This window comes from Streptomyces sp. GbtcB6, assembly GCF_019091475.1.
Taxonomy (GTDB): Bacteria; Actinomycetota; Actinomycetes; order Streptomycetales; family Streptomycetaceae; genus Streptomyces; species Streptomyces hyaluromycini.
Genome location: NZ_JAGXJL010000037.1, coordinates 1 through 12,670, shown reverse-complemented (window position 1 = coordinate 12,670; position 12,670 = coordinate 1). Strand labels below are relative to the sequence as shown.

The window sequence follows — 12,670 nt, the reverse complement described above, 5'->3', positions numbered from 1 at the left end:
CCTGTCGATCAGTGCATGAGGCAAGGCAGTTGGTGCGGTGGGCGGCGTTGTCGACGGGGTGCTCACGCGCGGTCGAGGAACTCCTTGACGTCACCGGCGAACTCCTCGTGGTGCTGGAAGAGGAAGCCGTGCGCCGCGTCCGGGTAGATCTTGATCCGGGCGTCGGGGACGAGCCCGGCGAGCAGGTGGGAGTAGCGCGGGAGGATCATCGGGTCGCTGTCGCCGTTGGCGACGAACACGGGTGCCTGGATGGCGGTCACCCGCTCCAGGAGCCCGACGTCGGGGATGCCCCAGGCGGTGACCGCGTCGTACTGTGCCTGGCGCGTCTGCCAGGTGGTGGGGGCATCGAACTCGGCCCGGGTGAACATCCGGCCCATGGCCTTCTCACCGGCGGACCGGCTGTCCGGCGAGGGGGTGTAGAAGACGTCGAGCACCTTGGCGGGAACGACCTCCGGCTCGCCCACCGAGTCGATGACCCACTTCGCCCAGCCGTGCATGCCGGGCGCGCCCTGGGGTGCCGCCGAGGCGAGCACGAGTCGCCGTACCAGCGCGGGCCAGATCAGCGCGATCTCCTGGGCCACGAAGGAGCCCAGGGAGAAGCCGAGGATGTCGGCCCGCGCCAGGTCGAGGGCGTCGAGGAAGGCGATGGCGTCCAGCGCCATCTGCGCGACCGTGCTGGGCGTGCTGCCGCTGGATCCGCCGACACCGGTGTTGTCGAAGGCGATGACGCGCCGGCCCTGCGCCAGGGCATCCACCAGCGCCGGGTCCCAGTAGTCGAGGTTGCCCCGGAAGTGCATGAGCAGAACCAGCGGCACCCCATCCTCGCCGACCTCGCGGTAGGCGTACTCGACGCCGTTGGCGGCGGACACCGTCTTGATGGGCGCCTGTGCGTAGGTCTCCGTCATCGGACTCTCCCTTCAGGCCGGCCCCGCTGGAGCCGGGATGGATGCTCCGGCGCACAGAAACCGCAGGTCGGCCACTGAGCGCCATCGATGTCCGGCGATCGATGTATACCGATCGCTTTACTTCGATGACGCTGAAGCTACTAGCTCACTCGACGGATGTAAAGCGGTCGCTATACTTGCGGCCATGGAGACTGGGACAACGACCACCGGGACCGCCCGCAGCGGCGGACGCGGCGCGCGGGAGCGCATCCTGCGTGCGGCGGGAGAGCTCTTCTATGCGCGCGGCATCCACGCCACCGGCGTGGCAGCGCTGATCGAGGCCGCGCATGTGTCGCCGCGGACCTTCTATGTGCACTTCCCGACCAAGAACGCGCTGGTGGAGGAGTATCTGCGCCGGTTCGAAAAGGAGACGCCGCTCCTCGCCGAAACAGAGCTGGAGCGCGGCGATCTGACGCCGGTTCAGCGGCTGTTGGCGATCTTCGCTCCGATCGACGGGGGCCCGGCCGCGGTCATCCGTGGCTGCCCGTTCCACAACGCCGTCGTCGAGGGCGCCGGAGAACTGCCCGAGATCGCCCACCTCGCGCAGCAGCACAAGCAGGCCTTCCGCGACCGCCTGGTGGCCACCGCCGCCGAGGCAGGAGCGGCCGACCCGGAGCCCCTGGGCCGGCAACTGGCCGTGCTCTACGAGGGCGCCAACGCGCTCGCGGCCTCCAGCGACGACGCGGAGGCCTTCACGGACGCCCGGCGAGCGGCCGAGACGCTGCTGGACGTGGCATTGAAGACCACGCCCTGACCGGGACACTCGCCACCGGGCCCACCCGGCCGACCCGGCCCACCGGCTGGGGCCGGCCTCAGGCCGGAAAGGTGGGGCCGCCCCCGAACCGCCGGTTCTTCGACCGCCACGCGACCGGGCGTGAACAGATCCCGCGGCGCGGAGCCGGTGAAGCCGTCGGACACCAGACGCTGCCGCCGTACGTCACGTACGTCACGTACGTCACGTACATTGACGGTCGCGTCGGTCTGGCGACAATGCCCTCCTGCCATCGCTGGAGGCCCGGTCCGCAACCGTCGCGCTCTTCGCACCGGGCAGATGAGCACGACGGCTGCGGCTGCCGAATCGGCGACTGTGGTGTGGTGTCCGACGACCGTGGTCACACGCGCGCTGCGGCGAGCGAAAGTTCCCACAGGCGCTCGGCGGCGTCCGGGTCGAGCGCGTACGGGGCCACGCCGCCGGGGGCGGATCCCACGGCCTGGGGCGTCAGCTTCTCCGCCTCGTTGTTGTCCTCGAAGTAGCGGCCGCCGATGCCCTCCAGCCGGGGCGAGGTCGCGACCAGCACGCTCGTCGCGGCGCCCTGGGCGATGGTCTTGAACCGGAACGGCGCGCCCTGGATCGAGCCGAGTTCCCCGGCCGCCTCGGCGGCGCGCAGCTGTGCGGCTTGGTCGGGATCCATGTAGCGCGACAGGTTCGTCGACATGATCACGCCGGGGTGGACGGCGTTGGCGGTGATTCCGTCGGTGGCCCAGCGGTTGGTCGCCTCGACTGCGAAGAGAACGTTGGCGGTCTTGGACTGCCCGTAGGCGAGCCACGGGTCGTAGGGGCGGGTGTTGAAGTTGATGTCGTCGAACTCGACGGGCGAGGCATGGTGGCCGCGGGAGCTCAGCGACACGATCCGTGCCTTGCCGGCGGCCGCGAGCGCGTCGTGCAGTCCGAGCGCTAGTGCGAAGTGCCCGAGATGGTTGGACGCGAACTGGAGTTCCCAGCCGTCCGGTGTGCGCTCGAGCGTGGGCAGTGCCATGACGCCTGCGTTGTTGACGAGGATGTGCAGGGGCCCGGACCAGGCGCTCGTGAAGGCGGTGATCGAGGCCTTGTCGGCGAGATCGAGTCGGCCGACATGGACGGCGTCGTTTCCGGTCTCCTTGCGGATCTCGGTCGCGGCCTGCTCTCCGGCGTCCGTGTTGCGGACCGCGAGGGTGACCGAGGCGCCGGCGCTCGCGAGGGCGCGGGCGGTCTCGGCGCCGAGACCCGAGCCGGCGCCGGTGACGACCGCGTGCTTGCCGGTGAGGTCGATGCCTTCGATGACCTCGGCGGCCGTCGACTCGTCTCCGAAGGGGGTGTGGATGCGCTGGGTGGTTGTCATGACCTCAAGTCCTAGTCACTGGTCGGTTGTTCTGCCCTCACCAGAACAGGTGAGGAAGTCGCTTCGGCGGACCGGTTCAGGTCCGGTTCAGGTGCGCCAGGGGGCAGGGGGCAGGCTCACGCCTGGTGCTCGGGTTCGAGGACGAGCTTGCCGGTGTTCTGGCAGGTGAACAGGCGTCTGAGTGCGGCCGGGAACGTCTCGATGTCGCCGTGCGCCGTGTCCTCGACGCTCGTCAGCCGACCGGCGGCGAGCCAGTGCGACATCTTCGCGATGGCCTCGGGGCAGCCCGAAGTAGGCGGTCATACCCAGGACGCCGAGAAACGTCGCGAGGGACCTGCCCTCCTCGGGGTGAACCTTGTAGACCCCGGCTCCGTCCGACAGGGCGAACTCCTGGACGCCGAACGTGCCGTGGACGAAGTCGCCCTCGGCGAAGCCGGGATGGCGGGAGTGCACGACCTGTCCGATCGTGATCGCCCGCATGACGGCCCCGACGTCCACCGGGGTGACGTGTCCTGCGTTCATCCAGCCGCGCATGGCAGGGTCGATCGACAGGTGTGTGCCCTTGACGAGGAGCTCGCCGTCGCCGGGCACGGGAACGGGTGTCCGGACGAGCTCGAAGTCGGAATCCCTGAAGGGGCCGGCCGGGCGGGCCTTGAGCCGGTATTGGCGATTGGTGTCGATCATCTCGGCTCACCTCGCCTGCAGAACCGGCCAGAGAGCGTCGCGTAGCCGCCCTCGGCAAAAGCGAGTTGGGGGTCGGAGCTCAGGGTGGCCGGGCGTGCCGAAGAGGGCACAGAAGGCCGCCGGAACGAGTTCTCTGTTCTGCTCGGGTGTGGACATGACGTGCTCCAGAGGGTGACTGTCCTGGGTCCTGCGGACGTCGTCACGAGTGCGCTTCGCGGTGCCAAGCGGTGCCAAGCGGTGCTATGCGGTGCTATGCGGTCTTCGCGGTGACGCCGGCGAGGCCGGCCAGGCGGCGCCACTGGACGAGCGGCGGGCTCTCGCCTCCCTCGCCGGTGATGAGTTGCAGGGCCAGGTGGTCGGCGCGGGCCGCGTGGAACTCGGCCAGTCGGTCGCTGATCGCGTCGTCGGTTCCCCACGCCACCAGGGCGTCGACCAGCCGGTCGCTGCCGCCGTCGGTGAAGTCCTCGTCGGTGAAGCCGAGGCGTTCGAAGTTCGTGGTGTAGTTGGGCAGCCGGAGGTACAGGTCGAGGTGGTCACGTGCGATGGCACGCGCCCGAGCGCGGTCGCTTTCCAGGACCACGGTGACCACGGGAGCCAGGAGCGGTCCGTCGCCCAGGACCTCCCGGGCCTGCTCGATGTATTCGGGGGTGACCATGGCGGGATGGGCACCGGCGGCCCGGTCTCGGGCGAGACGCAGCATCTTCGGTCCGAGCGCCGCCAGGATCCGGCGGTCCGACGGGACGGCGATGGCCGCGTTGTCGAGGGTGTCCAGGTACTCCACCATCGTGGAGTAGGGCCGCTGGTAGTTCTCGGCCAACTGCGCGTGACTCGCCCCCAGGCCCAAGAGGAACCGGCCGGGGTGAGCGTCCTCCAGCTCGGCTCGCTGCTGGGCCACCGTGGCGGCGTCCTCGTACCAGATGTTGAGGATGCCGGTGGCCAGGGCGATGCGTTCGGTGGACTCGGCCAGCGCGGCGGCGTGGTGCACACTGCTGTTGCCGCCGAGCCAGATCGCGCCGAAGCCGAGGCCTTCAAGCTCGGCCGCCGCGTAGCGTCGCCGGCCTTGAAGTGCCGGATCCTCGGAGCGCAGTTCGTGGCTGAAGATTCCGAAGCGGCCCAGGGACTGTTGCGGTGCGGTGCGGGATACAGAATGCATTGTTTGTTCCTTAAATTGACAAATGCCCCCACTGAGAGCCACCAGTCCGGCCTCCCCTCGGTGCCGGGGAGCCTGGCCGCTCCTGGATGTCATGACTTCAAGTCCTAGCCACTCATCGCCCGTGTTTCCCTCACCTGAATAAGTGAGCCGGTCCGATCCGGTTGGACGTTGCGCGGTCACTGTGCGCGTCGGGCGAGGAGCCGCTGCCGGGATTCTTGTCGTGAACACTCGGCTCAGCACGGCCGGGAGCGTCCTGCGGCAAGCAGCCACGCGGGCCGGAGCAGACGCCTGGTCCAGTCAGCCGTGTCGCTCCGCATCCGAGCGGGTTCCGGCTGGCAGGCAGGTCACCGCCGATTCGGAAGACTCCGGAGGCTCGGGCGGGAAACCGGCTCTCCTGTGTCATGGTGCGCCTCTGACTGTTGGGGAGTCGCCTGCGGAGGAAGGGGGTGTACCGGCCGCTGTTGATCATCGGCGATCGCCGGGCGATTCGTCGGTCAGCGACCGGCAGGCCTGCGGTACTGCGCTAGCAGGCCGAGAGCCGCGGCGGCGATGATGACGACGCCGTAGCCGAGGACGGTGTGCAGCAGTCCGAGCGGGGCGATCAGGAGGCCTGCGATGATCGCCGGCACTCCGAAGCTCAGGTAGGCGACCAGGTAGACGGCCGCGAAGAGCCCGGCCCTCTGATGGGGTTGCGCGAGGGGGGTGATGGTGCGCAGGGCTCCGGAGAAGGAGGCACCCACGCCCACACCGCCGATGAGTCCTCCCAGCCACAGCAGCGGGAGTGCCGCGGTGGCGACTCCGGTCATGTTGACCGCGGTGCCCAGCAGCACACCCACACCGCCGACGAGAATCGTGCGACGCGGTGCGAGGCGGCCGAGTGAGAGACCGGCCACGGCGGCGGCCGCGGGCTGGACGAAGACCGTGGCACCGTTCAGGAGACCGCTGTGCAGGCCCAGCAGGTCGCGGAGGATGGTGGGGACGAGCCCCATGAACAGTCCCGCCAGCATCCATGCGGCCATGTGCACGGGGATGCTCGCCACGAATTCACGGCGCGCGGCCCTGGGGACGGAAACGTGCGGCGCCAGGGAGCGCGCGGTTCCCGGCTGCGGAGATACCGTCTCGGCCGAGAACGCGACGACACCTGTGCCGATAACCATGATCACCGCGAGGGCCGTGAAGACCAGGACGCTCGCATGGGTGCTGAACTGGACCGCCGCGCCGGTCAGGAGGGCGCCCAGGCCCAGCCCACCGGCCGGCGCGATGCTGGTGATGATCGTTGCCAGCTTCTTTCGGTGCTCCGGGGCGTGTTCCACGACCGAGGCCGAGAAGGCGCTGGTCGCCGCGCCGGTGGCGATGCCCTGAATGGTGCGGGCCGCGATCACCCAGCCGATGTCGGCGGCGAAGACGAACATCAGCATCGCCCCGAGCTCCCCAACGAGGGAGCCGATCAGGACGGGGCGGCGTCCGACGTGGTCGGACAGGGAACCCGCGACCAGCAGGGCCGCCAGCAGGCCCAGCGCGTAGGACGCGAAGGCGACCGTCAATACCCACGCCGGGAAGCCCCACTGCTGCTCGAAGACGACCAGCAGCGGCGTGGGCGCACCCGCGGCCACGTAGAGCGCCGCGAACACGGCACCCGATCCAGCGAACGCGGCGGAAGGAGCGAGCAGCCTCCGGGCCCGGGCAGGCTCGGCGTGCACCGGGACCGGACTGCGGTCAAGCGTTGATTCGATGACGCGATACACGTCGAAGCCCCCTAAGGCCAGGATCTGTGCTTTACGAGGAGCCTAGACCCGAAGGAGAGTTATTGCCAAGCCCTGTGCGTTACTGTGGCTTCCATGACTGCCGAATCGACCCCGCGACGCCGCACCGGCGGCCGCAGCGCCACCGTGCTCGCGTCCATCAGGAAAGCCGTCGAGGAACTGATCTCCGAGCTGGGCAGCGACGCCATCACCATCCCGATGGTCGCGGAGCGCGCCGGGGTGAATCACTCCAGCATCTACCGGCGATGGGGCGACGCCAGGACGATGATCAACGACTTGGCGACCTACCGGCTGGACCCCGAGCGCAGCCTTCCCGACACCGGGGACGTCCGGAGCGACCTGGCCGGATGGGCGCGGGAGCTGATCAGTCACTACAGCGTCCCCGTGAACGCCGCCATCCTCCGGGGAGGGGCCGCCGCGGCGGGCGAGAGCGAGTCGGACTGCCTGCGCGACCGGCGGGCCGAGGCGGCTGCCTTCGCCGCGCGGTCCGGCGGCACGTTCAGTGGCGACGAGGTCATCGACCGGGTGGTCGCCCCGATCATCTACCGGGTCATCTTCCTGCCCTGGACGCTGCCCGAGATCGACGCGCAGGCGTACGTCGACGAGCTCTGAGAGGACGCCCTGAGGCGCACGCAGATCGACGAGCTCACCGCACGTCCGCACGAACCCAACGACGAGACCGAGAACCTGGCGGCGACCCGCAAGACGCTCCTCGCCCTGCCGTCGAGTGCCCCAGAGCCAGCCGAATCGCCGCCCGTTCTGCCGGCCTACCCGGCCCACCGGCAGATCCTCGACACATCCGGCTCACGACGCGATCGTCAGTGACCCGTAGCCCGGAGCCACCGCATCGTTGTGACAAGCTCCTCGCCGAAGTCCTCGCACAGCGCGAGCAACTCGCAGCCCGTGGACGAGTCGAGCAGCCCTGCGGAATCGGGGAGACCCCGGAGGGCGCCATGGCCGGCGGATTCGACGGCGAAGTTGCGTGACGCGAAATATCCCTCGCCCGCCCGGTCCGTCAGGTTCGCCAGGTTCGCGAGGTACTCGTGGTGAGCTTCCTCCGAGGGGTGCGGGTAGAGCGAGCCCTCGACGAGGCTGTCGAGGTAGTTCGCCAGGCCGGCCGAGCCTTCGACCACCCGCTCTGCTACGTCCGCCCCAGGTTTGTCCAGCAACTCGCCGAAGGTCAGCAGGCTGCTGATGGTCTCCAACTGGAAGAGCTGAACCGTGTCCGGGTCGACTTCAGACGTGAAGAGCGGGGCCGTGCACAGCTCGGCGACCGCTCGCCGGAATGCACGATCCGACTGTTCACCGGCAGGCGACGCTGCCAGCTGGAACAGCGAATCCAGCGCAGCTCGGTCGATGCCCCACTCTGCATCGAGCTCGAACGCGAGCATGGGCGCACGCCACCGCCACAGGGCCAGGACGGCGGCCTGACGCTGATGGACGGGCTTCAGGTCCGCCAACCGCTCGATGTGCACCACGCCCTTGAACCGATCCTTCCGAGCTACCGGTCCTCGCCCGACCCCTTCGACCGGGACACCGTAGAGGCTGCCGAAGGACCACGCGATCGCCTGAACAACACCCCACCCCCGAGTCAACACCAGAATCGGGCATACCGGTTCAGAATTTCCCACAGGGACTGATCCGCTCGGCAGCCCGGCCGATCCCTCCCCCGGAATGTCGAGTCGACAGGCCGCAGCTGCCGGCCGGCATGGACCGAGCGACGAGCCCGCACCACGCCACTCGCGAGCTTGGTGGTCGAGTCTCGAACTCCTTCGGTGGTTGACGTCGCGGTCGACGACTTGGCGCCGTGTCGATCAGTGGCTGGTTTCGGACTCTTGCCCAGTGCTTCTGATGACCTCTACGTTTTGAGCAGTTGCTCAAACCGATCGATCAGTCGGAGAGGTGCCACGTGGCCAGAGCCGGAGGGAAGCGGTCGGTTGAGCCGTCTGGGAGCCCCAGTTCGGCGGCGACGCGAGCGGCGCTGGTCGCAGCAGCTGTCGCCGCACTGCGTGAGGAGGGTTTCGCCGGTGCCAGCGCGCGGGAGATCGCCCGGCGCGCCGACTGTCACCAGTCGCTGGTCTTCTACCACTTCGGTTCGGTGGCCAAGCTGCATTTGGCGGCCTTGGACGCGGTCAGCGATGCACGCAACGCGCGCTACCAGGCAATGGTCGATGAGTCCAAGAGCATCAGCGACCTGGTTCGGGCCGCCAGGTCGGTCTTCGACGAGGACCTGGACCAGGGGCACGTGACCGTGCTCGTCGAGATGATCGCCGCTGCCCAGTTCACCCCCGAGCTCCGCCCGGAAGTCGCCGCTCGGATTCGCCCGTGGCGCACCTTCGCCGCCGACAGCGTCCGCGAGGCACTCGCGGGCTCTCCCGCCGCTCGACTCCTGCCCCCCGAAGAACTCGCCCACGCGATCGTGGCCCTGTACCTGGGCCTGGAGATGCTCGCCGGCCTCGAAGAGGAACGCGAGCCTGCTCTGGCCCTGTTCGACCGCGCCGGGAAAATCGCCTCCCTTCTCGACATCTTCAAACGAAAGAAGAAGGCATGACCAGCAACAGACGCGCCTGGCTGCTCTTCACGGGATGGCTTCTGACAGGAGCCTGCTACCTGCTCGCCCTCCTCACCATGCTGTCGATCGGGATCTTCATCCTGCCGATCGCCGTGGCCGGCACCGTCGCGCTGGCCACGCGTCGGGACACCCGGCAGAGCCTGCCCGGCCTGCTGTCAGGTGCCAGCCTGCCCCTGTTCCTTCTCGCCTACCTCAACCGGCACGGCCCCGGCACCTACTGCACCACCTCGGCCGGCGGCAGCAGTTGCACCGATGGCCTGCTCAACCCGTGGCTCCTGCTGGCTGTCGGCCTGCTCGTCCTCAGCGCCGGACCTGCACTGTTCCTCAGGATTCGGCGACAGCCGGTGAACAGCGCCACGCCGAGACCCTCCGAGTAGTCGGACCGTCGTCCGGTGCGATCACCGGGCGGGCGGGACGCCAGGTCCCGCTCTCGCCTCTGCCGCGTGGCCGGCCGGCAGGCAGGCGTTGGTCAGCCCACCGTGGGTGAGGGTGCACTGCCGGGTCCGGCGCCGACGGCGCGCTTCAGGACACGCAACTTCACGACCATGCGGTCGGCCGCATCGTGTTTCGAGTCGCTGGGGCGGACTCGTCTCCGAGGGTGACCGCTGCGGGCATGCGGTGAGACGTAGGGGCGAGTATTCGCTACTCGGCCCTGGCTGACGCGTCCTGTTCCTTCTGGCGCTGCTCGTACCGTGCGGGCGCGCCAAGGATCCAGGACCAGGCCTCGTACTCGTCGACGGGCCCCACCCGGCCGGCGCCGTCGACGCAGCGCGGATCGTCCCGCTCGGCCAGCCCATGGACGGCCCAGATGCGGGTCTGCTGGTCATCGTCGTCGAGCAGGCTGGCCAGAATGTCCCCGACGGCGGGTTCCGGATTCAGGCTGTGCGCGAGTTGGTAGGCGGCGACCTTGCGGACGGAGGCGTCGGTGTCCTGAGCCAATGCGAGGAGGGCGTTCAGCCCCTCGGAGGTGAACGTCTGCCGCCCGGACCTTTCCGAGTCGACGATTCTCAGGGTCGAGGCAACCCCCGCACGTACCTGCGGGGCGGAGTGGGCGAGGAAGGAAAGCCCCAGTGGTTCGATCCTTGGATCTTCATGTTGGCCAAGGCCGGACAGGGTCTCGGCCAGGACGTCCGGGTGTTCCTCCTCCGCTGCCCAGCCGAGGAGGAACTCGAGCGTGCGCTGTTCGAATGGGCTCGGGGCGTCCGACACGGGATCTCCGAGGTTGAGGGAAATCAGGACCTCCGCGCCGAAGCGGCGGTGCAGGGGATCAGGGTGAGCCCGCAGTGCCGTCGCAGCCTCCCAGGTCTCATTGTCCTGCCTCTGGGCAAGGGTTCTGGTGATCTCCCACCAGGCGGCGTGCTCCCAGTCGGGGTACTCAAGTGCGCACGCGCGGGCGGCCAACTCGTCAATACCCGGATGGAGTCCGAAGTGTTTCTCGAGGAGGGTGAGGATCCCTGTGTGGCCGTCGCGGACGGTCATTCCGCCGAGCCGGATCTCGTGGTAATCGGCGGACCATTCCCTGTCCCGGATCCGGACCCGCTCGACCGAGTCCGAGGCGCTGGTTCGCTCCCGCAGCATGGCGACCGGGCCCATCTCATGCCACTGCCGGGCGCGTGCCAGCAGTTGCACGCGGGTGGCCTCACTGAGCTGGGCCGCTTTACCGAGCAGGCAGTGGGCGAGGCCGATGGAGCCGCTGTCGACGGCCCGCAGTCGGGGTGTGGTCCCGTCGGACAGTTGGCGGTCCGGATCCGCGCCGCCTTCCACCAGGTAGCTGGCGATCGTCGAGTTGAATGCTGAGATGGCCAGGCAGAGTGCGGGGCTGCCCTGCTCGTCGACGGCGTCGGGATCCGCCCCGTCCTCCAACAGCACTCTGACCGCGTCCTCGTCCCCGCTCCGCACCGCCGTAATGAGTGGGTCCTCGCCCATGCCCCGCCCCCTGTTGCACTCGATCACCGGCCCTACAAGCAGCCGCGGGCCGGGAGAAACGTCGTCGGCCAAGTCCGTCACGCAGTCCCCGGGGCCGAGCCAGGGGCTGAACATCCGGGCGTCGGGCCGCTGACGATCGGCGGTCGATCCCGAGCCTCGTCCTGTGCGGAACCCACTGGCTAAAGCAGCCTGTCACACCCGCTGGACCTGGAGCGGCCACCGCGTGATCATCAAAGGCTTTGTGGACTCCTGAAGATCGTGTTGTGACCGCGGACAACAGCATAGACGCCGCCTGTTGGCGTTCAATGTTCGATCAGGCCATGGCCCGGATCGCGGGCCGGTTCAAGCGAGTGGAGCCGTGGGCGACTGCCCGCGCCTTTGTGCTCGCCCTGCTGTCCGGCGTCGAGCGGAAGAACTGCCGGCGGCTGGCCGAGCAGGCCGGCCATGCCCGCCCCGGGCCGATGCAGCGGCTGCTGCGAAGCACCCGTTGGGACGCCGACGCGGTCCGCGCTGACGTCCGGGCTTACGTCATCGAGCACCTCGGTGTCGACGACGGGGTCCTGATCGTGGACGAGACCGGCTTCCTGAAGAAAGGCACCGCTTCGGCTGGCGTGCACCGCCAGTACACCGGCACCGCCGGCTCTACCTGCCCGAAGCCTCGTGGTGCCAGGACGCCGAGCGCCGAACCCGCGCCGGCGTGCCCGACCAAGCGGAGTTCGCTACCAAGCCCACGCTGGCCGGGCAGATGATCGCCGCAGCACTGGACGCCGGGACCAGCACCACCTGGGTGACCGGCGAAGAGGCATACGGCCAAGACCCCGGCTTACGCCCCCTACTGGAGTCCCGTGAGACCGGCTATGTCCTGGCCGTCGCCTGCAGTACCCGGGTACGGATCAACCAGGGCCGCACCGCCGCCCGCGCGGATGCCATGGCCAACCGCCTGCCCACCTCGGCCTGGCACCGGCAGAACGCCGGATCCGGAGCAAAGGGGCCGCGCTACGACGACTGGGCCTGGATCGAGATCGGCGCCGACGGCCACCGAGACCTGCTGATCCGCCGCAACCCGAACAGCGGCGAACTCGCCTTCTACCTGTGCTGGGCCCCGAAGCCAGTGCCGCTGTCCGAGCTGATTCGGGTGGCCGGAACCAGGTGGTGCATCGAGGAATGCGTCCAGGCCGCGAAAGGCCAAGTGGGACTGGATCACCACCAGGTCCGCTACTGGACCGCCTGGCACCGGCACATCACCCTGGCCATGCTCGCGATCGACCTGACCGTCCCCGAGATCCGCCACCTGCTCGGCGCCTTGCTGAACCCGCCGAGCACCTCCCCGCGCAGGCTGCTCCACTGGTCAAACTGGCGCAGGCGCCACCAGGCCACGGCCCGCCGCAGCCACTACCAGCGACGACTCGCCAGCCCTTCAACCGCATAGATCACGAAGTCACACCGGAGTACTAGTACTGCAGTGGGACTTCAATGTTTCCGCTGGTCAGAGGCGTAGTTTCGAGCGTACCGGGCTGACAGCCCGTCAC

General features: G+C 68.9%; 11 protein-coding genes and 2 pseudogenes. 5 read left to right on the top strand and 8 right to left on the bottom strand.

Annotated features, from left to right (window positions below; translation table 11 throughout):
* Positions 1-62: 62 nt before the first annotated feature.
* A complete protein-coding gene (locus KVT45_RS40410) occupies positions 63-905 on the bottom strand; it encodes an alpha/beta fold hydrolase (protein WP_217554361.1) in 843 nt (280 codons plus the stop codon).
* A 184-nt stretch (positions 906-1,089) separates the two neighbouring features.
* Here KVT45_RS40410 and KVT45_RS40405 point away from each other — a divergent pair, with 184 nt between their 5' ends.
* Positions 1,090-1,698: a TetR/AcrR family transcriptional regulator gene (locus KVT45_RS40405; protein WP_217554360.1), complete on the top strand. Its 609-nt coding sequence runs from the start codon at positions 1,090-1,092 to the stop codon at positions 1,696-1,698.
* Positions 1,699-2,056: 358 nt separating this feature from the next.
* Here the strand turns inward: KVT45_RS40405 and KVT45_RS40400 are convergent, their stop codons facing one another.
* The 5 genes and pseudogenes from KVT45_RS40400 to KVT45_RS40380 all read right to left on the bottom strand — a co-directional run bounded on the left by KVT45_RS40400 (position 2,057) and on the right by KVT45_RS40380 (position 6,580).
* A complete protein-coding gene (locus KVT45_RS40400) occupies positions 2,057-3,043 on the bottom strand; it encodes an SDR family NAD(P)-dependent oxidoreductase (RefSeq protein WP_217554359.1) in 987 nt (328 codons plus the stop codon).
* 116 nt (positions 3,044-3,159) lie between these two features.
* Positions 3,160-3,306, bottom strand: a complete 147-nt coding sequence (locus KVT45_RS40395) for a hypothetical protein (RefSeq protein ID WP_217554430.1) — start codon at positions 3,304-3,306, stop codon at positions 3,160-3,162.
* Positions 3,307-3,454: 148 nt separating this feature from the next.
* Positions 3,455-3,727, bottom strand: a pseudogene (locus KVT45_RS40390) (NADP-dependent oxidoreductase); the annotation flags it as partial.
* A 250-nt stretch (positions 3,728-3,977) separates the two neighbouring features.
* Positions 3,978-4,880, bottom strand: a complete 903-nt coding sequence (locus tag KVT45_RS40385) for an LLM class F420-dependent oxidoreductase (RefSeq protein WP_217554358.1) — start codon at positions 4,878-4,880, stop codon at positions 3,978-3,980.
* 494 nt (positions 4,881-5,374) lie between these two features.
* Complete coding sequence (locus KVT45_RS40380; protein WP_308311012.1) at positions 5,375-6,580, bottom strand: MFS transporter; 1,206 nt, start codon at positions 6,578-6,580, stop codon at positions 5,375-5,377.
* A gap of 138 nt (positions 6,581-6,718) precedes the next feature.
* Here KVT45_RS40380 and KVT45_RS40375 point away from each other — a divergent pair, with 138 nt between their 5' ends.
* A complete protein-coding gene (locus tag KVT45_RS40375; protein WP_254648071.1) occupies positions 6,719-7,255 on the top strand; it encodes a TetR/AcrR family transcriptional regulator in 537 nt (178 codons plus the stop codon).
* Between the two features lie 206 nt (positions 7,256-7,461).
* Here KVT45_RS40375 and KVT45_RS40370 read toward each other — a convergent pair whose 3' ends face one another.
* The gene (locus KVT45_RS40370; RefSeq protein WP_217554356.1) at positions 7,462-8,121 is read right to left on the bottom strand and encodes a hypothetical protein; all 660 of its coding nucleotides are present in this window, start codon (positions 8,119-8,121) and stop codon (positions 7,462-7,464) included.
* Between the two features lie 395 nt (positions 8,122-8,516).
* Between KVT45_RS40370 and KVT45_RS40365 the strand changes: the two genes are divergently transcribed.
* Together KVT45_RS40365 and KVT45_RS40360 are read left to right on the top strand one after the other, a co-directional pair.
* Positions 8,517-9,194, top strand: a complete 678-nt coding sequence (locus KVT45_RS40365) for a TetR/AcrR family transcriptional regulator (protein WP_217554354.1) — start codon at positions 8,517-8,519, stop codon at positions 9,192-9,194.
* On the top strand, positions 9,191-9,592 hold the full coding sequence (locus tag KVT45_RS40360) for a hypothetical protein (protein WP_217554353.1): 402 nt from the start codon (positions 9,191-9,193) through the stop codon (positions 9,590-9,592). The genes KVT45_RS40365 and KVT45_RS40360 overlap by 4 nt, the downstream gene beginning before the upstream one ends.
* A 265-nt stretch (positions 9,593-9,857) precedes the next feature.
* Here the strand turns inward: KVT45_RS40360 and KVT45_RS40355 are convergent, their stop codons facing one another.
* The gene (locus tag KVT45_RS40355) at positions 9,858-11,213 is read right to left on the bottom strand and encodes an ankyrin repeat domain-containing protein (RefSeq protein ID WP_217554352.1); all 1,356 of its coding nucleotides are present in this window, start codon (positions 11,211-11,213) and stop codon (positions 9,858-9,860) included.
* 248 nt (positions 11,214-11,461) lie between these two features.
* Here KVT45_RS40355 and KVT45_RS40350 point away from each other — a divergent pair.
* A pseudogene (locus KVT45_RS40350) lies at positions 11,462-12,570 on the top strand (IS701 family transposase).
* Positions 12,571-12,670: the final 100 nt, after the last annotated feature.